Here is a 19,225-nt window from a genome sequence, read left to right on the forward strand (position 1 = left end):
ACAGAACCTATTGCATCGAACCGGAGATGACGCGTCCGTGTTTGACTAAAACGATCCCTCTGCCGATCGATCGATGCCCTGAGTGAGGATGAGGTCTTCGTGGAGCTCCATCCAGGCATCGTGATAGCTCCCGCACATCACCCCGGTGAACATGTTGGTCTCGCCCGCGTGCAGGCGTGCCAGGCTCTGCGCGAGACGCGGTGCGTACGGCTCGAGCCGCTCAAGCACGGCACCCAGCGCGGCGACCACCGGCTGAGCCGCTGCGTCGAGGGCGCCAAGACGGTCGATCACGTCGGCGTCGTACGCCGCATCGCTGTGGTCGTTGACATCACCGTCGCGGAGCTGCCAATCACCGCACAATTCCTTGAAGGAGCTGTTGATTGCCAAAAAGGTCTCATAGGACGGCGCCAGGACAGCGGGGTCGACGCCAGCGAGGTCGGCGGCGAGCAGGCCCGGGTAGGCCGCTCGACCATCGGGCGTGAGCTGCCACAGACCGCGGGCCTCACGGAATTGGGCCTGCTCGGCTTCGAGCATGGTCGCCAGGTTCGCCTCGACATCGCCCACTTGTAGGGCAGTCATCTCAACCAGCGTGTCAACAGTGGCGAAACCCTTGATCCGAAGAGCGTGAAACGTCCGGAATGCGGGTGTTGAGCTGTGCGCCATAACGGCGAGACTAGTGAACCGCGTCGCTCCCGGATCGTACGGAACGATCGACACGGCCAGCTCCTTGGCCAGCTCCTCGGGCAGCGTCTCGGGCAGCCCCTGCGGAGCGTTGGAAGCGCCACCACACATACCACGCTGTCCCGAGGATGATCGGCATCACGTAGGTGATGAATCGGTAGACGAGAACACCGGCGAGCGCCACTTCGGTGTCGACACCGGCCGCGACGAGCGCACCGGTCACTCCGGCTTCGATCACACCGACGCCACCGGGGGTCGGGGCGAGCGAGCCGAGGATGTGGGCGACAAAGTACACACGGGCATATTCCGATAGCTCGAGTTCGTCGCCGACACCCAGCCCGCGCAATGCCACCCACAAGATGACTGCGCCGGTCCCCTGCGCCACCAGCGTGCGCAGCAGCAAGCCGGCTGGGCGACGCGCAACCAACCGCAACCCGTCGCGAATCTCGTCAACGATCCGCACAGCGAGATCCCGGTCAGACGCTGCAGGGTCGACATCGCCGAGCACCGTCGGCCAGCGCGCCACGACCCACTCGCTGCGAGCGGTGATGAAACGGTGGGCCCGCTCGGACCGCAGCATCAGCAGCCAGAACAACGCTGCCCCACCGAGCACGGCGGCGCAGACTGCGACAATTACCACGTCCGCGAGGTCAGCGTCGCGGCCCGCCATGTCAACAACAGTCGCGACCAGTGGATATCCCCAGCTCACGAAGGCCGTTGCAACGCCCGAGGCGACCAGCATCACAATGAATCGCGTCCCGGTGACCCACCGCTCACGGGCGAGTTGCCAGCGAAGCACGGTGGCGATCGGGCCACCGGCCGGAATGCCCTTGCTTGCCGCGGCGCCAACGTCGCTGATCATCTCAGATCGCGTCAACGTCAGCTCGGGCAGCAGCGAGCGGATCACTTCCGCACGCGACACTCGATCGAGCACTCCGAGCAACGCCAAGACGACCACGGTCGCTGCGGACAGCTTCCCGATCTCCCCGATCGCACCAACAATCGTTTGCCGCTGAAGAATGACGGCGGCGACCAGGACCAGCGCAACGAGCAGCACCGCACCCTGCCTGACCCGTGGCTCGTCGATCAGTCGCCGCATTCGGCCGAAGGTAGAAGCCCGGAGGCATGGGCGCTCAACGCTGCGCTGATTGTTCTCAGGACCGCAACAGTGACGGCCCGAACGCTCAGCTCAGGCGGCTGACGCCATCGGCGATGGCTGCCTTTGCAACAGCTGCGGCCACCGCCATCGAGACCGAGCGGTCGAACACCGACGGCATGATGTTGTCCTCGGTGAGTTCGTCGTCGGAAACGGAGTCGGCAATCGCCTTCGCTGCGGCGAGCTTCATGTTCTCGGTGATGTCGGTCGCCTGCGCGTCGAGCGCACCTCGGAAGATTCCGGGGAAGGCGAGCACGTTGTTGATCTGGTTCGGATAGTCGCTTCGACCGGTTCCCATGACGCGGACGAGATCGCCAACCAGCTCGGGGCGAATCTCCGGGTCCGGGTTGGCCATCGCAAAGACGATCGGATCGACGTTCATGTTGCCGATGTCGTCGACGGTCAACACGTCAGGGGCGCTGACGCCGATGAACAAATCAGCGCCGTGCATCACGTCGGACAGTTCGCCTTGCTTGCCATCCGGATTCGTGTTCTCGGCAAACCACTGCTTCCAGCTGTTCAGTCCGTCGCGCCCGTCGTAGACCGCACCCTTGCTGTCCACGCCGACGATCTTGGTGGCGCCCGCTCCGAGCAAGATCTTGCCAATCGCAACGCCGGCGGCACCGACTCCTGAGATGACAATCGAGAGGTCGGCCATGTTCTTGCCAGTGATTCGCAACGCGTTTTCGACGGCGGCGAGCGTGACAACCGCCGTGCCATGCTGGTCGTCGTGGAAGACCGGAATGTCGAGGGCTTCCTTCAGCGCCTCTTCGACCTGGAAGGCGCCCGGGGCCGCGATGTCTTCGAGGTTGACCCCGCCGAAGGTCGGGGCGAGACGGATGACGGTTTCGATGATCTCCTCTGGCGATGACACGTCGAGGCAGATCGGGAACGCATCGACTCCGCCAAACTCCTTGAAGAGCAGCGCCTTTCCTTCCATCACCGGCATCGCACCCTTCGGGCCGATGTCGCCAAGACCGAGCACGGCGGTGCCATCGGAGACAATGGCAACCGTGTTCTTGCGGATCGTGTACTCATCAGCCAGGCGTTCGTCGGCAGCGATGGCTTTGCACACTCGGGCCACGCCGGGGGTGTACGCCATCGACAAATCGTCCTGATCGCCGACCGGGAGCAGCGAAAGCACCTCGATCTTGCCGCCTTCGTGCATCCGGAATGTCCGGTCGTGCCATTCCTCCAACGTGACGCCGTCGGTCGCAACAACCGCCTCGACAATGTCCTGCTGGTGCTCGACGCTCCTGCAGTTGACAACGATGTCGCGCTCGAGTTCCTTGCCCTTGGCGACAAATCCTTCGATCGCGAAGATGTTGCCGCCGGCCTCACCAATGGCGGAGCACAAACGGCCGAGGACACCCGGCACGTTGTCGAGGGTGACGTCGAGAGTGATCGAGTACTGCGTTGCGGTAGGCGTCGACATAGGGCGCAGAATCTACCCCGTGTCCGCCTGACACCCTGCGCCGCGGACGTCCCGATCGCGAACAGACAACCCGAGCTCTGATGCCTCGGATAGCGTTGCCTCCCGCGTGAACAACCTCTGAAGGAGAACCAAGAATGCGACCCAACATTAAGAAGATCGTCCCCGTCCTCGCCGTCGGCGCACTCGTGCTCGCTGCATGCGGGAGCGATGACGATTCCAGCGACAGCGAGGCAGCGGGAAGCGACTGCTCAGCGACCATCGAAGACGGTGTGCTCACCGTGGCCACCGGCAACCCGGCCTTCTTCCCGTGGGTCATCGAAGACACGCCCGAATCTGGCGACGGTTTCGAGTCAGCTGTTGCGTTCGCCGTGGCTGCCGAGATGGGCTACGCGGCTGACGCCGTCAAGTGGGTCCGCACCGACTTCGACGCCGCCATTCAGCCTGGTGCGAAGGACTTCGACGTCAACCTTCAGCAGTTCTCGATTACCCCTGAGCGAGCCGAGACGATCGACTTCTCGCTCCCCTACTTCACCAGCAATCAGGCGATCGTCGCCCTTGTCGGCTCCGCCGCTGAAGGCGCTGCGACCATTGCTGACCTCAAGGACGTGAAGTTCGGCGCACAGGCCGGAACCACCAGCCTCGAGTTCATCACGTCGGTCATCCAGCCGACCCAGGAACCCTTCGTGTACGACGACAACGTCGGTGCCAAGGCTGCGCTCGAAGCAAATCAGATCGATGCCGCAGTATTCGACCTCCCGACCGCACTCTTCGTGTCGGCCGTCGAGATCGAAGGCAGTGCAGTGATCGGTCAGTTCCCGACCGAGTCGGGCGACAACACCGACCAGTTCGGCATGGTCCTCGAGAAGGACAGTGCACTGACCGGCTGCGTCGACGATGCCATTCAGACCATCACCGACAACGGCACCCTCGCCGCCATCCAGACACAGTGGCTCGCCGACAACACCGGCGCCCCGATCATCTCTGAATGAACCCTGAGTTACGCCGGGGTCTGACCCCGGCGTAACTTGTGTTCGACATGGATCAGCGGACTCGCCGTCAGGCGTATGAACAACGTCAGCGCAAGCGTTCGCTGATCATTGCTTTCCTCAGCACGTCGGTCGTGATCGGCGCAATCGTCGTACTCATCCCGCTGCTCCCACGTTGGGATCGCGTCCGAAAGTCATTCTTCGACGGCGAGATCTTTGCCGACTCATTTCCGCGGCTGCTCCGTGCCTTCTGGCTCGACGTGCAGATCTTTGCCTGGTCGGTGCCGTTGATCTTCGCGCTGTCGCTGGCGATCGCGGTGTCACGCAACACTCGATCACCTGCGCTTTTCCCGCTGCGTGCCGCCGCGGTGATCTACACCGACGTCTTTCGCGGCGTGCCGGTGATTCTGACGATCTTCCTCATCGGCTTCGGCGTCCCCGGCCTCTTCGATTCGCGAGCGTGGAGTAACCCGCTGATCTGGGGTACCGCCGCCCTCGTTCTGTCCTACTCGGCCTATGTCTCTGAAGAGATCCGGGCCGGCCTCGAGGGCGTACACGAAAGCCAGCGCGCCGCCGCCCGCTCGCTCGGCATGAGCACCAGTCAGACAATGTCCACCGTCGTGCTCCCGCAGGCACTACGGCGGATCGTTCCGCCGATGATGAACAGTCTCGTATCGCTCCAGAAGGACGTCGCCCTCGTGAGCCTGATCGGGCCCATCGAGATCCTCCGCCAGGCCGGTCTCGACAAGTCCAAATTCGCCAACTTCACCCCCTACGTCGCTGCGGCCGTGATCTTCCTCGCGGTCACGATTCCCTGCACCCGGATCGCCGACTACCTCCTCAACCGCGAGCGCCGTCGAACCGGCGCGACTGCAGTGTCATGACCTCCAGCATCTCCAGCATCTCCAGCACGCCAAAGCTGTCGTTGCGCAACGTACGCAAGTCCTTCGGCACCAACACGGTGCTGGACGGGATCGATCTCGACGTCGCAGAGGGCGAAGTCATCACTCTGATCGGCGCCTCGGGGTCTGGCAAGTCAACGCTGTTGCGGTGCGCGAACCTGCTCGAGCCACTCGACGACGGTGAGATCTTCTTCGATGGCGTCGACATCGCTGAGCCTGGCCTCGACCCCGACCCGATACGCCGGCGCATCGGCATGGTCTTCCAGAGCTTCAATCTCTTCCCGCACATGAGCGTGACCAAGAACGTGGCGATCGGTCCGCGCAAAGTGCTCGGCACCGACAAGGCCACGGCAACGACTGCCGCTGTCGAGATGCTCACGCGGCTCGGTCTGGCCGACCGAGCCGACGCCTACCCCGATCAGCTGTCAGGTGGCCAGCAGCAACGAGTGGCGATTGCCCGGTCGCTTGCGATGAACCCCGAGGTCATGCTGCTCGACGAGATCACATCGGCGCTCGACCCCGAGTTGGTCGGCGAGGTACTCGACGTCGTCCGCGGCTTGAAGGCCGACGGCATGACGATGCTGTTTGCGACACACGAAATGGCCTTCTGCCGTGAGATCAGCGACCGCGTGTGCTTCCTCCACCAGGGCCGCATCCTCGAACATGGTCCACCCGAACAGATTTTCGGCAACCCGCAAGAGACGCGCACGCGTGAGTTCCTGCAACGCGTCACCGACGCCGGCCGGTTCTGACCTCCACGACCAACGATGTCGGAGCGTTTACTGGTCAGCCATGAACGCGCCGCCGAACTCATCGCGCAGGGTCTTCTTGCTGAACTTGCCGACGCTCGTCTTCGGCACCTCGTCGATCCACTGCACGCCCTTGGGAAGCTGCCACTTCGCCACTTTGTCGGCAAGGTGTTCGATCACTTCTTGCTCGGTGAGTGTGTCATCGGAACGGACCACGCACGCCAGGGCCGCCTCGCCCCACTTGGGATGCACAATGCCAACCACCGCAGCTTCGGCCACCTTGGGATGCGACATGATCTCATTCTCGAGTTCGACCGAGGAGATCCACTCGCCGCCTGACTTGATGAGGTCCTTGGTGCGATCGACCAACCGAATCCGGCCGCGGGCATCGACCGTGGCGACGTCGCCAGTCTTCAGCCAACCATCGTCGGTGAAGCTCTCTCTCGAGCGCGGGTCGTCGTAATAGTCCGAGGCAATCCAGTTACCTCGGCATTGCAGTTCTCCGCTCGCTTCGCCGTCCCAAGAAACCGGGTTGGTGGAACCGGGCTCGACGACGCGGGCCTCCACTCCGAACGAAATGCGCCCAACCTGGGTGCGTAGATCGGCTTGCTCGTCGATGGAAAGTTCCTGCTGATCGACATCGAGCTGACAGACCGACGCGATCGGGCTGGTCTCCGTCATCCCCCACGCCTGAAGAATCGGCAGACCGGTCTGCTCCCGGTAGGCCTCGGACAGCGAGCGCGGCACTGCGGAACCGCCGCAGGGAATCGACCGCAACGACGAAGTGTCACGGCCCTTCAACTCAGGCAACACCGCCATCCAGATCGTTGGCACACCGGCGGCAACCGTCACGTTCTCGTCGACGATCAAATTGGCCAGCGCCGGGCCTGACAAGTCGGCACCGGGCATCACCAGCGTCGCTCCGGTCGCAACAGCGGCGTGTGCCAGCCCCCATGCGTTGGCGTGGAACATCGGCACGACGGGCAAGACCACGTCGGCTTCGCGGACACCGAGGCTGTCGACCATCATCGCCCCAGCTGTGTGCATGAACGTTGACCGATGGGTGTAAACGACGCCCTTCGGGTTGCCGGTCGTACCTGAGGTGTAACACATGCTTGCAGCACGACGTTCGTCAGTGATCTCGGGGAAGTCAATCGGTTGCTCCGCTGCGATGAGCTCTTCGTAGTCGAGCAGGGTGTGTCCGCCGAGGTCGTCGGGAATGTCCCCCTTGCCGTCGTCCATCAACACGAGATGCTTGAGGTTGGTGAACGTGTGGAGCAGCGGGGCGAGCAACGCGAGGATCGAACGATCAACGAAGATCACCTCGTCATCGGCGTGGTTCACGATGTAGGTCAATTGCTCAGGGAACAGTCGAATGTTCAACGTGTGCAGCACCCGGCCGGTACACGGAGCAGCAAAATACAGCTCGAGGTGACGCGCCGTGTTCCAGGCAAACGTGGCGACACGCCCGTCAGCAGAGACCCCGAGGGTGTCGAGCACCCCGGCCAGCTGGCGCGTCCGCCGAGCAAAATCGGCGTACGTCGTGCGCTCGAGGCCACCGGCAGCAGCGGTGATGATCTCCTTGTGCCCGTGGTATCGCTCGGCTCGATCGAAGAGATGGTTGATCGTCAACGGAACATCTTGCATCAGCCCTTGCATCCCGTCGAATGTAACCGTTCACCCTGGCCGCTCTCGCAACCCGAAGCGTCGGCGCTACGGTTCTGCGCCGTGAGCGATGCGGTGGCCGTTGAACCCGAACCTGCACCACACGTCCGCCCCAACTGGGCGCCGCTCACGCTCGCCGCCTTCGTGGCCCTGGTCATTTGTTCCAACATCGCCAGCGCTGTGTGGGCTCGGTGGGTCAACACCAATCCCGAAGGTTTGCTCCTTCTGTCGTCACGGAACCGATATCTCGCGCTGACTCTTGCCGCCGGCGTCTCGCTTCCGTTCTATGTCGCCATCGGATTTCTTCGCATCGGTTCCGCTTTTATCGTGTGCCACCTCGTCGGCCGCGCCTATCGCGACGACGTTGCCGGGTGGTTCACCAAGTACCTGGGTATGACCAAGGAATCGATCTTTGCGTTCGAACGAGGTTTCGACAAGGCCGAGTGGGCATTGATCCCGTTCTTCGCCGGGTCAAACATCGTTGCGGCGTTGAGCGGAGTGCGTCAGACGCCGCCGGTCAAGTTGGTCACGTTGTTGGCCATCGGCATTGCCGGTCGGCTGGCGTTGATGTGGTGGCTGGCACGGACCTTCGAGGACCAACTCGTCGACTTCCTCGGCTTCCTGCAGCGTTACCAATGGTGGGCAGTCGGCATCTCAGTCGGGCTGGTCCTTCTCGTCAACGGCCGCAACCTCCGCCGCTAACCGATCTGACGGTCCCGCCTCCGCACAAAATTGGCTCATGCTTGCAGTGCCACATAGGCATGTTCAGCACTGATCTGGTACACAGTTGGCCATGTCTCAAGTCACTCTCGGCGGCAACCCCGTCAACACATCCGGCGATCTCCCCGCAGTGGGGACTTCAGCACCGTCCTTCGACCTCGCAGGCGTGGACCTCGGCAACATTTCGAGCGCCGACCTCGTCGGTCAGAACGTTGTTCTCAACATCTTCCCCAGCGTCGACACACCCACGTGCGCCACGAGCGTTCGAACATTCAATGAACGCGCCGCTGGTCTCGACAACACCGTCGTCCTTTGCGTGTCCGCCGACCTGCCCTTCGCCCAGGGCCGCTTCTGCGGCGCCGAAGGCATCGCGAACGTGAAGACCGCGTCGACCTTCAAGTCGAGCTTCGGCGACGATTACGGCGTCAACCTCGTCGACGGCAAGCTCGCTGGCGTGCTCGCCCGCGCCGTGGTCGTCGTCGGCCCAGACGGCAACGTCAAGTACACCGAGCTTGTCGGCGAGATCGCCCAAGAACCGAACTACGACGCGGCGCTCGGCGCGCTCTGATCAGCACATCCTGATCAGCACATCCTGATCAATCTGGCGAAGGCATGTGGATCTTGCGCACTCTGTGCGTAGCGACCACATGCCTTCGTCGCGCTCGGCGTTAGTCGAGGTACGAGTCGAGACTCAGGACAAGACCGGGTCGCGCGTGGATCTGCTTGCAGGCGAGCACGACGCCGGGCATGAAGCTTGAACGGTCGTAGCTGTCTTGGCGGATCGTCAACGTCTGGCCCTCGGCGCCCAGGATGACTTCCTGATGCGCCACCATCCCCTCCATCCGCACCGAGTGAGCCCGGATGTTGCGTGGCCCCGCTCCCCCACGGGCCCCGGGGTAGATCTCGATCTCCGTCGGATCGTCCACGAAGTCCGTGTCGCGCGCCGCAGCCATCCGCTCGATCGTTTTCACTGCTGTGCCAGACGGTGCGTCGATCTTTCGCATGTGGTGCAGTTCGATCACTTCTGCAGTGTCGAACCAGGGCGCGGCCATCTCGGCGAAACGCATCATCAGCACCGCAGAGATCGCGAAGTTCGGCGCGATCAGGCAATTCGGCCCATCAGCAACTCCGAAGGTCGTTTCGAACAACGCCACGTCGTCATCGGTGAATCCGGTCGTCCCCACAACGGCATGGATGCCGTGCGCGCCAAGCCAGGGCAGCGTCGTCCGTGCCGACTCTGCGACGGTGAAGTCGACGACCACGTCGCACTCGGCATCGGCAAAGGCCTGCAGCTGGTCTGCGACGACCACGTCGTTTATCTCCTCACCGGCTCCGTGGCGGTCGACCGCGGCCACCAACGTGAGGTCGGCATCGGCCGTCACCGCAGCACACACCGCCCGCCCCATCTGACCAACCGCTCCATTGACACCAACACGCATCCCCCCATCATCGCAGACCTCTCGAAAAATGATGGATCAACGTCGCCCGGCGCACATTCCTCGGCATTTTTCGGCTTCGGGCTCGGTCTCTGGCTGTGACTGGGCGTCAGGTGGGGGCATGGTGTCCGAAAACGGCGAAGGACGCCGCGGCGCTGGGCCACGGCGTCCTTCAGATGTTCAGCGTCGTGCTGAGTGATCAGCGATGACGACGACGTGCGCCGCCACCACCACCGCCACGACGGTTGCCGCCGTCGCGCTCGGCCGGGCGTTCGCCCTTCGGACCGAGGTCACCAAGCTCACCAGCGAGCTCAGCATCGAAGCTGTCTTCGAAGCTGACCTCGACAATGTCGCTCGCGGTGTCAGCGGTGTCAGCTGCCGGAGCGCTGTCACGGCCACCATCGCGTGAGCCACGGTCGCTGCGCTCGCGACGCGGCGGACGATCGTCGCGGTCACGGCCACCGCCGCCACCGCCGCCACCGCCCGAGCCGCTCGTGGCGCCCTCGGGGATCTCGAGCTCTTCGGAGAGCATCAGGCTGACCTTGCCCTTGTCGTCGATCTCTTCGACCTTGACCTTGACGACCTGGCCGAGTTCGAGCACGTCGTCGACCGAGTTGATGCGCTTGCCGCCACCCATCTTCGAGATGTGCAGCAGGCCGTCACGACCCGGGAGGATGTTGACGAATGCACCGAACTTGGTGATGTTGACGACGCGTCCGTCGTACTCCTTGTCGAGTTCAGCCTTCGGCGGATCGACGATGTTGAGGATTGCCGTCTTGGCTTCCTCCATCCGCCATGCCTCGACCGCACCGATGGTGACGATGCCGCGGGCACCATCGTCGTCGACGCCGATGTCGGCTCCGGTTTCCTGCTGGATCGTGTTGATGACCTTGCCCTTCGGGCCGATGACTTCGCCGACCTTGTCGAGCGGGATGTAGATCGTGCTGATCTTCGGTGCCGTCTCGGCAATCTCGTCACGGGTCGCCGGGAGGCACTCGTTCATCACTTCGAGGATCTCGAGGCGAGCAACGCGAGCCTGCGCCAGTGCTGCGGACAGCACGTCGGCGGGGATGCCGTCGATCTTCGTGTCGAGCTGCAGGGCCGTGATGGCGTCTTCGGTACCAGCGACCTTGAAGTCCATGTCGCCCATGGCGTCTTCAGCACCGAGGATGTCGGTGAGCGTGACGTACTTGCCGTCCTCGTAGATGAGGCCCATGGCGATTCCGGAGACGTGGCTCCGGACCGGCACGCCGGCGTCCATCAGCGAGAGGCTGGAGGCGCACACCGAACCCATCGAGGTCGAGCCATTGGAGGCCATGACTTCAGAGACGAGGCGCAGCGTGTACGCGAAGTCTTCCTGGTTCGGGATGGTCGGCAGGACGGCGCGAGCAGCGAGGGCTCCGTGGCCGATTTCGCGACGCTTCGGCGAACCGACACGGCCGGTCTCACCATTGGCCCATGGCGGCATGTTGTAGTGGTGCAGGTAACGCTTCGTGTCGTTCGGCGACAGCGAGTCGATCATCTGGTTCATCCGCGGCATCGCCATCGTGAGAACGTTCATGACCTGGGTCTCGCCACGCTGGAACAGGCCGGAGCCATGTGCGCTTGCGAGCACGCCGACTTCGGCGCTGACCTCGCGGAGGTCAGCCGGGCCACGACCGTCGATGCGAACACCTTCGTCGAGCACGCGGCGGCGCACCATCTTCTTCATCAGGGAGCGAACGGCTTCCTTGACCATCTTGGCCTGGCCGGGGAATTCCCCGTCATCACCACAGAGCTGTGCGACACAGTCAGCAGCGACGGCGTCAACAGCGGCGTTGCGCTCGCCCTTGCCGGCGATCTTGACGGCCGGGGCCATGCCCTCGGCACCGATCTTTTCGACCGCGTCGAAGATCTCGGGGGTGTAATCGAGGACCGGGGTCCACGACATCGGCTCGATCGGGCCGTGTGTCGCGATGACCGAGGCGACGAGCTGACGCTGGAGTGCGATCGACTCCTTGATCCACACCTTGCAGGCCTGGAGGGCGTCGCCGAGCACTTCTTCGGTGACCTTCTTGGCACCGTCGTCGTAGTAGTAGAACGCGTTCTCGGATCCACCGGCTTCAACCATCATCACGGCGACGTCGCCGTCTTCCAGCTCGCGGCCGGCGATGACGATCTCGAAGGTGCCGTTCTCGGACTCTTCGTAGGTCGGATGCGGGATCCACTCGCCTTCCTGGCTGTAGGCCATGCGGACGGTGCCGAGCGGGCCGTCGAACGGGATGCCGGAGATCATCAGGGCAGCGGAAGCGGCATTGATCGACAGCACGTCGTGCGGGTTTTCCTGGTCGGCGCCGATGACGGTCGTGACGACCTGCGTCTCGTGGCGGAACCCGTCGGGGAACGACGGGCGCAGCGGCCGGTCGGTGAGCCGGCAGGTGAGGATGGCGTCCTCGGTCGGGCGTCCTTCACGGCGGAAGAACGAGCCGGGGATCTTGCCGGCGGCGTAGGCGCGCTCTTCGACATCGACGGTCAACGGGAAGAAGTCCATGCCTTCGCGCACGTTCTTCGCGGCGTTGGCCGTGGTCAGAACTTGTGTTGCACCGATCGATGCCACAACGGCACCCATCGAGTTGGGGGCAAACCTGCCCGTTTCCAAGGTGAGTGTCTTGTCGGTTCCGGAAATCGGACCGGACACGGTAATTGCTTCAGCCACAAGGGCTCCTTTCGATCACGCGACACCCTGCCGCGTGGCTTCTGATCGGAGGAGGAACCGGTTCCCAGGTCTGACCCGAGATCGACGGTTTGAAATCAAAGACTCCACACGACACCTCGGAGTCATCGACCGGCAACAAGCGCCAGAACTCCGTCGACCGGACGATCCGGTCAAGCACAGTGTACCCAATGTCGAGAGTTTCAAACGGATACCGAGAAAACGCAAAACGGCCGCCCACCGAAGCGGGCAGCCGTTTCAACGCAGAATTGGGACCGACTACCTTCTCAAGCCGAGGTCGGCGACGATCTTGCGGTAGCGCTCGACGTCGATGCCCTTGACGTAGTCCAGCATGCGACGACGCTTGCCGACGATCATGAGCAGACCACGACGGCTGTGGTGATCCTTCTTGTGCATCTTCAGGTGCTCAGTGAGGTGGGTGATGCGCTCGGTCATGAGCGCGATCTGCACCTCGGGCGACCCGGTGTCGGAGTCGTGAATCTTGTTCTTGCCAATGGTCTCAGCCTTGTTGGGCATGGAGATCTGCCTTCCGTGTTCGTTGGAGGTCGCAACCGTCCCGGGGATCGGGACACCTGCATCGCGCCCACGCCGGAGCCTGAACGGACCACGCAATACTACGGCGGTCGATCCGTCCTGCAACCCAGGCGGCCTGGATCAACTCCAACGATGAGGTAGCGATAGGCAGTTACCGGAGTAACTGGCTGGCGTGGGCAGTGTCGAGGTCGAGCTGTTCTTTGAGTGCTTCGATGCCATCGAACTTGCGCTCACTGCGCAAGAAGTGGGTGAACTTGACTCGCGCCTGCTCGCCGTACAGGTCGTCCTCAAAGTCGAGCAGATGGGCCTCGAGGAGTGAGCTGTCGGCGTGCTCGTAGAACGTCGGGCGGCGCCCCAAGTTGATCGCGCACGGATACGATTCGCCGGACGGGCGCTCATACCAGCCGGCATACACGCCGTCGGCCGGAAGCGAGATCGTGTTCGGTACTTCGACGTTGGCCGTCGGAAAGCCGAGCAATCGGCCACGCTGATCTCCAGTGACGACCGAGCCGCGTGCTTCGAAGACATGGCCGAGCATCTCGTTGGCCCGTGTCACATCGCCGCCAGCGAGCGCACGGCGAATGGCGGTGCTACTCACCGGTTCGCCCACTCCGTCGACTCGCGGGAGCAGTTCGAGCGGCTCCACGTCGAAGTCTTTTTCAGCACCGAGCTTTCGCAGCAAGTCGACATTGCCATCGCGATGACGGCCGAAGTGGAAGTCTTCGCCCACAACGATGAGTTGGGTGTCGAGGCACCGTACGAAAACTCGGTCGACGAATGACTCAGGGCTTTCGGCGGCCTGTTCGTCGTTGAACGGCACGACAATGACGGCGTCGACACCAGTCGCTTCCAACAGCTCCATCTTTTGATCGGGCGCGGTGAGTAGGAGCGGCGCTGACTCAGGTCGTACGACAGACGCGGGGTGACGGTCGAACGTGACGACCGCCGATCGAGCGCCGAGCTCCGCCGCTTGCTGGCGAACGTGCGAGATGACGGCCTGGTGGCCGAGATGTACCCCGTCGTAGGCGCCGATCGTGATGACCGTGCGTTCGCCGGGGAACGCAGGCAACGACTGGTCGGTGATGATCTGCACGGTGCAGACGCTACCTGTGGCAACCCACGCGGAGCCATTCGAGGACAGGGGAAGACCGCGTTGGATCAGTTCTGTGGCACAACGACAGCTGGCTTCGCTTCGCCACCGAAGGCCTCGTACACCGCCACCAACAACCCGTCCGGGTCGAACAGCGCCCACGGGCCATCTCCCTCGAATGCTGGAAGCACGCGGCCATTGGCCACCAGATCAGCAAGGTCGCGGGTGATGTCGATGCGATCGAGTGTCCGCACTGCCTCCTCGACAGGGAGCAGCTCACAGTGATCGGGTGCCTGCGCCTCGCCGATCGTGAAGCGCCCCACGGCCGTGCGCCGAAGGTTTCGCAGGTGGGCTCCGCCGCCGAGCAGCGTTCCCAGATCGGCAGCAAGTGTCCGAATGTAGGTTCCCGATGAACACTCCACCGCTGCCAGGAACACGTGTGGCTCGTCGGTGGGCATCAGTTGGAACGAGTAGATGGTGACCGGCCGCGGCGGACGATCAACCTCGATGCCCTCACGTGCGAGTTCATGGAGGCGCTTGCCGTCGATTTTGATTGCGGACACCATCGGCGGAATCTGCTCGATGGCCCCCACGAAGTGCTCAGCCACGATCAGCTGCGCATCTTCCAACGTCACGCCAGTCATGTCGTGGGTCGCGGTGATCTCACCGTCGGCATCAAGCGTGTTCGTCTCGGTTCCCAGCACGATTTCACCGAGATACGCCTTCTTCGTCTTCTCGACAAAGCGCAACAGTTTGGTTGCCTTGCCGACAGCAACGACGAGCACACCGGTGGCACTCGGGTCGAGTGTGCCGCCATGGCCAACCTGGCGTTCGTTGAAACGTCGGCGGAGCATCCCGACGACGTCGTGACTCGTGACCCCGGTCGGTTTGTCAACCACGGCAATCCCGTGAGTGGTCGCTGGCTTCTTGCGTGCCATGTTGAAGTACCCGGTGGCGTCAGTCGGTGGCTTCGGGTGATCGGTAGCTGTCGCGCTCGCGATCAGCCCTGAGAATGGTGTCGATACGTTCCGCAGAGCGAATCACGATGTCGGGCTGAAAGCTGAGAATCGGGGTCTTCTTCGCTTTGATCTGGCGGGCGATTGATGCCTGCAGTCGGACTCGATGTTCGTCGAGAGCGATCACGATCTCGTCATCTCCATCTTCGCCGGTCAACGAGTCGAAGAAGACAATGGCGCGATTGAGTTCCGGATCGACGTCGATCGAGGTGATGGTCACGAAGGCAAGTCGTTCGTCATCGAGACGGACGAGGTCTTCGGCGATGATCTCGCGCAGCGTCTCGCCCACGCGTGCACTGCGCGGATACTTCGGACCGCCGCTGTTGCGGCCACGTCGTTGTGCCATGTCGTTCCTTCAATCTCTGGAGTTACTTTGGGGTCCGGACCGGACGTAACTGATCAGGTGTAGTCGGGGGCTGCTCGGTTTGAGCGCTTCAGTTCGGCGACGCCGGACGTCGCCAGTTTCTCGATGGCGTCCCACAGTTCGGATGCTTCGTCGCCCTTCGGTGCCTTCGAGATGACCGGACCGAAGAAACTGCCTTCGCGATCAGAACCCGGTCGGAACGTGAGGATTGGGGTCCCGACGTCATTTCCCGCGCGGCTTAAGGCCAACTCGGTTTCGGCACGCAAGTAAGCATCGTGGCTGTCGTCGTCAGCGTCACTCAGATATGCCGCTGAGAAGCCAGCCTCGTCGAGCACTGCTTCGAGAAAGGCCTCGTTGTCGGCCCGGGCTTCGTCACGACGGTTGTTCACATGCAGCGCCTCGCCGAGCGCCGTGTACCAGGCACCGACCGCCTCGCCGTCTTCCTGCAGCCGGATTGCGTTCGCGATGCGGAGGCCTTTGTGGCCGAGATAGTGACCCGCCCGATACTGCGGCGTGTACCAGTCAGCCTTGAGGTCCTCGTTGAGGATCCACAACGAGATGAATCGCCAGTCCACCTCGTACGAGCGTTGTTGTTGCACATCCACCACCCAACGGGAGGTGATCCAGGCCCATGGTCAAACGGGATCCCAGAAAAAGTCGAGATCCGGCTGCTTTGTCGCGTCGGGATGAGCCATGCAACGAACCTATCGAGGAAGTGGAAAACCGAGCTGTCTCCGAACTGAGAAAACTCAGCCCGGCGATCGCTTGCTCACGGCTTGAGCCGTCAGCTCCTCGGAATCTCTTGGTCTTCGAAGGTCTCGATGATGTCGCCCGGCTTCAAGTCCTGGAAGTCGTCGAGCCCGATACCGCACTCGAATCCGTCGCGGACTTCGCGGACATCGTCCTTGAAGCGACGCAGGGTGGCAATGGCACCCTTCCAGATGATCGTGCCGTTGCGGAGGAAACGAACCTTCGACCCGCGGGTGATGACGCCGGACTGCACCATGCAACCAGCGATGGCACCCTGCTTGGGAACCCGGAAGATCTCGCGGACTTCGGCTTCGCCGGTGACCACTTCTTCGAACTCGGGATCAAGCATGCCGATCATCGCCTGCTCGATATCTTCGAGCAGCTTGTAGATGATCTCGTACGTGCGGATCTCGACTTCTTCCTGCTCGGCCAGCTTGCGGGCCTTGCCGTCCGGACGGACGTTGAAGCCGAGGATCGTCGAGTTGGTCGTGTTGGCCAATGAGATGTCGTTCTCGGTGATGCCGCCAACAGCTCGGTGTACGAACTGCAGGTCGACTTCCTCACGCTCGAGGCGACGCATCGCCTCAGTGACCGCTTCGAGCGATCCCTGCACGTCGGCCTTCAGGATGATGTTGAGCGATGCCTTCTCGCCCGACTGAATCTGAGCAAACAGGTCCTCGAGCTTCGTGCCGGTCTTGACCCGGCTGTCTTCCCGCAAATGGCGGGCCTTGAGACGAATGGCGCGAGCCTCGCCCACGGCCTGGGCGACCTTCGGGTTGGGTGCCGAACGGAACTCTTCGCCGGCTTCAGGGACGTCGGACAGACCGAGCACCTGGACAGGCGTGGACGGACCAGCGGTCTTGACCTGCTCGCCCTTGTCATTGATCATTGCTCGGACCTTGCCCCAAGCACCGCCGGCCACAATTGGGTCGCCGACCTTGAGGGTGCCCTTGTCGATGAGGATCGTGGCGACTGGGCCACGGCCCTTATCAAGCTGCGCTTCGATGACGATGCCCTTGGCCCGACCATTCGGGTTGGCCTGCAAGTCTTCGAGTTCGGCAACGACTTGAAGCTGCTCGATCATCTCGTCGACGCCAATGCCCTTGAGTGCCGACATCTCGACGACGATCGTGTCACCGCCCCACGACTCGGGAACGAGTTCGTACTCGGCGAGCTGAGTCAGCACGCGTTGTGGGTCAGCGTTGTCCTTGTCGATCTTGTTGACTGCCACCACGATCGGCACGTCGGCCGCCCGCGCGTGGTTGATCGCCTCGATCGTCTGCGGCATCAAGCCGTCGTCGGCCGCGACCATCAGCACCACGATGTCGGTCGCATCGGCACCTCGGGCACGCATCTGCGTGAACGCAGCGTGGCCTGGGGTGTCGAGGAACGTGACTGAACCGTTCTCATTGGTGACGGTGTAGGCACCGATGTGCTGGGTGATGCCACCGGCTTCACCGTCGACAACGTTGGCACCACGAATGTGGTCGAGCAGGGTGGTTTTACCGTGGTCGACGTGACCCATGACGGTGATGACCGGCGGGCGAGGCTCGAGGTCCTCTTCATCGTCGGAGTCGTCGAACAACTTCTGCAGCTCGACTTCTTCCTGCTGGCCAGGTTCGACAAGCAGAATCTCGGCGCCGACTTCGAGTGCGAAGAGCTCCATCTGCTCGTCCGCAAGCGTCATCGTCGCCGTGACCATCTCACCGTTGTTCAGCAAGAAACGCAGGACGTCAGCGGAGGTGCGGTTCAGCTTGGGACCGAACTCCTGCGCCGAGACGCCGCGCTCGATGACAATTTCGCCCTCGGGAACGGGGACGTCAGACGACGTGTATCCCATGTCCTGCGGCTGCAGGTCGTCCTGGTCGCGACGACGGCGACGACGGCCGGTACGACGCGGAGGCCTGCGCTGACCGCTGGGCCGGTTGCCCGGACCACGACCAGGACCGCCACCGGGACCACCGGGGCCGCCACCGGGACGAGCGGCACCAGGGGCGCCACCGGGACGCGGCGTGTAGCCACCTGGGCGACCGCCGGGACGAGTATTTGAACCAGGCTGCGGACGCGCAGACCCTGGCGGCGGAGGAATGACCTTGCCGCTGGGCGACAACGGACGGCCGGGCGGGGGCGGAACAGCCTTACCGCTTGGGGAGACAGGCCGAACCGGAGCGGTCGGCGCTCCAGCGGCGGCAGCTTCGGGTGCGACCGATCCGGGGGCGGGCTCGGGCGGACGGCCGTCCGCGTCGGGGCGTGCACTCGAGATCACGCGTGCGGCTGGTTCGGCGGCAACAGGAGCCGAACGTGGTTCAGGCTCCGGCGCAGGCGGCGCCGGAGCAGCAGCCGGAGCCGCAGCGACTGTCGGCGACTCGCCGACGGGAAGCAGACCTTCCGCAGCTGCAACGACAGCGTCGGCAGCGCTCATCGGCTTCGGCGCAACCGGCTTCGCCACAGGAGGTGCCGCGACAGGAGGCGCCGGGGCGACGGGCTTCGGCACAGGAGGTGCCGGAGGAGCTGTCGGCGCAGGCTCAGGAGCTACTGCGACCGGTTCGGCCGATGGTGCTGGCGTCGGCTCCGGGGTGGGCTCGGCAGCAACGACGGGGACCTCAGGATCGGCCGGCGCTTCGACAGCCGCTGGAGCGTCGGTCTCGGCAGGCTGGTCGGGAGTGGCGTCCTCGTCGGACGTCGCCTCGGAAGACTCGTCCTCGGCAGGCTTCGGCTTGGCCGGTGCCTTCTTCGCCGCAGCCTTCTTCTTGGCCGGTGCCTTCTTCGCCGCGGTCTTCTTGACCGCTTTGGGCTCTTCGGGCTGTTCGTCGCGCGTCAACCCGTCGCGCTGAGCGCGTCGGGTCACCATGTCGGAGTATGCCTCAGCGAGTGAGGACGAAGGCCCCTTCGCGGCAACACCGAGTACGCCACAGAGGTCAAGGACCTCCTGGTTTGTCATCCCGAGCTCTTTAGCAAGCTCGTGGATTCTGATCTTCTTTGCTGCCACGCTTCGATTCAACCTTTCCCAGTCGGGATTCCCTCGCCG

General features: G+C 63.3%; 17 protein-coding genes. 5 read left to right on the forward strand and 12 right to left on the reverse strand.

The genetic code is table 11. The features are described from left to right. Positions 1–45: 45 nt before the first annotated feature. The 3 genes from ACH2DW_RS01600 to ACH2DW_RS01610 all read right to left on the reverse strand — a co-directional run bounded on the left by ACH2DW_RS01600 (position 46) and on the right by ACH2DW_RS01610 (position 3,272). The gene (locus ACH2DW_RS01600) at positions 46–579 is read right to left on the reverse strand and encodes a MarR family transcriptional regulator (RefSeq protein ID WP_394927958.1); all 534 of its coding nucleotides are present in this window, start codon (positions 577–579) and stop codon (positions 46–48) included. Positions 580–673: 94 nt separating this feature from the next. Continuing rightward, the gene (locus ACH2DW_RS01605; RefSeq protein ID WP_394927959.1) at positions 674–1,780 is read right to left on the reverse strand and encodes a YbhN family protein; all 1,107 of its coding nucleotides are present in this window, start codon (positions 1,778–1,780) and stop codon (positions 674–676) included. Positions 1,781–1,865: 85 nt separating this feature from the next. Then, the gene (locus tag ACH2DW_RS01610; RefSeq protein WP_394927960.1) at positions 1,866–3,272 is read right to left on the reverse strand and encodes an NAD-dependent malic enzyme; all 1,407 of its coding nucleotides are present in this window, start codon (positions 3,270–3,272) and stop codon (positions 1,866–1,868) included. A gap of 134 nt (positions 3,273–3,406) precedes the next feature. Here ACH2DW_RS01610 and ACH2DW_RS01615 point away from each other — a divergent pair, with 134 nt between their 5' ends. From ACH2DW_RS01615 to ACH2DW_RS01625, 3 genes are read left to right on the forward strand one after another with little or no spacing between them, the layout of a single operon-like run. Continuing rightward, positions 3,407–4,261, forward strand: a complete 855-nt coding sequence (locus ACH2DW_RS01615) for an ABC transporter substrate-binding protein (RefSeq protein ID WP_394927961.1) — start codon at positions 3,407–3,409, stop codon at positions 4,259–4,261. Between the two features lie 47 nt (positions 4,262–4,308). Beyond that, positions 4,309–5,142 carry an amino acid ABC transporter permease gene (locus ACH2DW_RS01620; protein WP_394927962.1) on the forward strand — a complete coding sequence of 278 codons (834 nt, stop codon included), beginning with the start codon at positions 4,309–4,311 and terminating at the stop codon, positions 5,140–5,142. Next, positions 5,139–5,912, forward strand: coding sequence for an amino acid ABC transporter ATP-binding protein (locus tag ACH2DW_RS01625; RefSeq protein ID WP_394927963.1), 774 nt, complete (start codon positions 5,139–5,141; stop codon positions 5,910–5,912). The genes ACH2DW_RS01620 and ACH2DW_RS01625 overlap by 4 nt, the downstream gene beginning before the upstream one ends. Positions 5,913–5,939: 27 nt before the next feature. Here the strand turns inward: ACH2DW_RS01625 and ACH2DW_RS01630 are convergent, their stop codons facing one another. Beyond that, positions 5,940–7,568, reverse strand: coding sequence for a long-chain fatty acid--CoA ligase (locus ACH2DW_RS01630; RefSeq protein ID WP_394927964.1), 1,629 nt, complete (start codon positions 7,566–7,568; stop codon positions 5,940–5,942). Between the two features lie 69 nt (positions 7,569–7,637). Here ACH2DW_RS01630 and ACH2DW_RS01635 point away from each other — a divergent pair, with 69 nt between their 5' ends. Together ACH2DW_RS01635 and tpx are read left to right on the forward strand one after the other, a co-directional pair. Further along, positions 7,638–8,276 carry a hypothetical protein gene (locus ACH2DW_RS01635; protein WP_394927965.1) on the forward strand — a complete coding sequence of 213 codons (639 nt, stop codon included), beginning with the start codon at positions 7,638–7,640 and terminating at the stop codon, positions 8,274–8,276. A gap of 91 nt (positions 8,277–8,367) precedes the next feature. Beyond that, positions 8,368–8,862: a thiol peroxidase gene (gene tpx, locus ACH2DW_RS01640; RefSeq protein WP_394927966.1), complete on the forward strand. Its 495-nt coding sequence runs from the start codon at positions 8,368–8,370 to the stop codon at positions 8,860–8,862. A 100-nt stretch (positions 8,863–8,962) separates the two neighbouring features. Here the strand turns inward: tpx and dapB are convergent, their stop codons facing one another. From dapB to infB, 8 genes are all read right to left on the reverse strand, one after another. Continuing rightward, positions 8,963–9,733, reverse strand: a complete 771-nt coding sequence (gene dapB, locus ACH2DW_RS01645) for a 4-hydroxy-tetrahydrodipicolinate reductase (protein ID WP_394927967.1) — start codon at positions 9,731–9,733, stop codon at positions 8,963–8,965. A gap of 196 nt (positions 9,734–9,929) precedes the next feature. Next, positions 9,930–12,425, reverse strand: coding sequence for a polyribonucleotide nucleotidyltransferase (locus ACH2DW_RS01650; protein ID WP_394927968.1), 2,496 nt, complete (start codon positions 12,423–12,425; stop codon positions 9,930–9,932). Positions 12,426–12,701: 276 nt separating this feature from the next. After that, positions 12,702–12,959, reverse strand: a complete 258-nt coding sequence (gene rpsO, locus ACH2DW_RS01655; protein WP_394927969.1) for a 30S ribosomal protein S15 — start codon at positions 12,957–12,959, stop codon at positions 12,702–12,704. Positions 12,960–13,128: 169 nt separating this feature from the next. Beyond that, a complete protein-coding gene (locus ACH2DW_RS01660; protein ID WP_394927970.1) occupies positions 13,129–14,070 on the reverse strand; it encodes a bifunctional riboflavin kinase/FAD synthetase in 942 nt (313 codons plus the stop codon). A gap of 65 nt (positions 14,071–14,135) precedes the next feature. Further along, on the reverse strand, positions 14,136–15,005 hold the full coding sequence (gene truB, locus ACH2DW_RS01665; RefSeq protein WP_394927971.1) for a tRNA pseudouridine(55) synthase TruB: 870 nt from the start codon (positions 15,003–15,005) through the stop codon (positions 14,136–14,138). A 19-nt stretch (positions 15,006–15,024) separates the two neighbouring features. Then, positions 15,025–15,429 (reverse strand): ribosome-binding factor A, encoded by a 405-nt coding sequence (locus ACH2DW_RS01670; protein ID WP_394927972.1) that lies wholly within the window; start codon positions 15,427–15,429, stop codon positions 15,025–15,027. A gap of 53 nt (positions 15,430–15,482) precedes the next feature. Beyond that, positions 15,483–16,070, reverse strand: a complete 588-nt coding sequence (locus tag ACH2DW_RS01675; RefSeq protein WP_394928053.1) for a hypothetical protein — start codon at positions 16,068–16,070, stop codon at positions 15,483–15,485. Positions 16,071–16,231: 161 nt separating this feature from the next. Next, complete coding sequence (infB, locus tag ACH2DW_RS01680) at positions 16,232–19,186, reverse strand: translation initiation factor IF-2 (RefSeq protein ID WP_394927973.1); 2,955 nt, start codon at positions 19,184–19,186, stop codon at positions 16,232–16,234. Positions 19,187–19,225 lie beyond the last annotated feature (39 nt).

The organism is uncultured Ilumatobacter sp. (assembly GCF_963980585.1).
GTDB lineage: Bacteria > Actinomycetota > Acidimicrobiia > Acidimicrobiales > Ilumatobacteraceae > Ilumatobacter_A.

Coding starts and splice junctions, on each gene's coding strand:
- ACH2DW_RS01610 (WP_394927960.1), bottom strand. CDS start 3,272: ATGTCGACGCCTACCGCAACGCAGTACTCGATCACTCTCGACGTCACC.
- ACH2DW_RS01625 (WP_394927963.1), top strand. CDS start 5,139: ATGACCTCCAGCATCTCCAGCATCTCCAGCACGCCAAAGCTGTCGTTG.
- ACH2DW_RS01670 (WP_394927972.1), bottom strand. CDS start 15,429: ATGGCACAACGACGTGGCCGCAACAGCGGCGGTCCGAAGTATCCGCGC.
- ACH2DW_RS01620 (WP_394927962.1), top strand. CDS start 4,309: ATGGATCAGCGGACTCGCCGTCAGGCGTATGAACAACGTCAGCGCAAG.
- truB (WP_394927971.1), bottom strand. CDS start 15,005: ATGGCACGCAAGAAGCCAGCGACCACTCACGGGATTGCCGTGGTTGAC.
- tpx (WP_394927966.1), top strand. CDS start 8,368: ATGTCTCAAGTCACTCTCGGCGGCAACCCCGTCAACACATCCGGCGAT.
- dapB (WP_394927967.1), bottom strand. CDS start 9,733: ATGCGTGTTGGTGTCAATGGAGCGGTTGGTCAGATGGGGCGGGCGGTG.
- rpsO (WP_394927969.1), bottom strand. CDS start 12,959: ATGCCCAACAAGGCTGAGACCATTGGCAAGAACAAGATTCACGACTCC.
- ACH2DW_RS01600 (WP_394927958.1), bottom strand. CDS start 579: ATGACTGCCCTACAAGTGGGCGATGTCGAGGCGAACCTGGCGACCATG.
- ACH2DW_RS01605 (WP_394927959.1), bottom strand. CDS start 1,780: ATGCGGCGACTGATCGACGAGCCACGGGTCAGGCAGGGTGCGGTGCTG.
- ACH2DW_RS01615 (WP_394927961.1), top strand. CDS start 3,407: ATGCGACCCAACATTAAGAAGATCGTCCCCGTCCTCGCCGTCGGCGCA.
- ACH2DW_RS01630 (WP_394927964.1), bottom strand. CDS start 7,568: ATGCAAGGGCTGATGCAAGATGTTCCGTTGACGATCAACCATCTCTTC.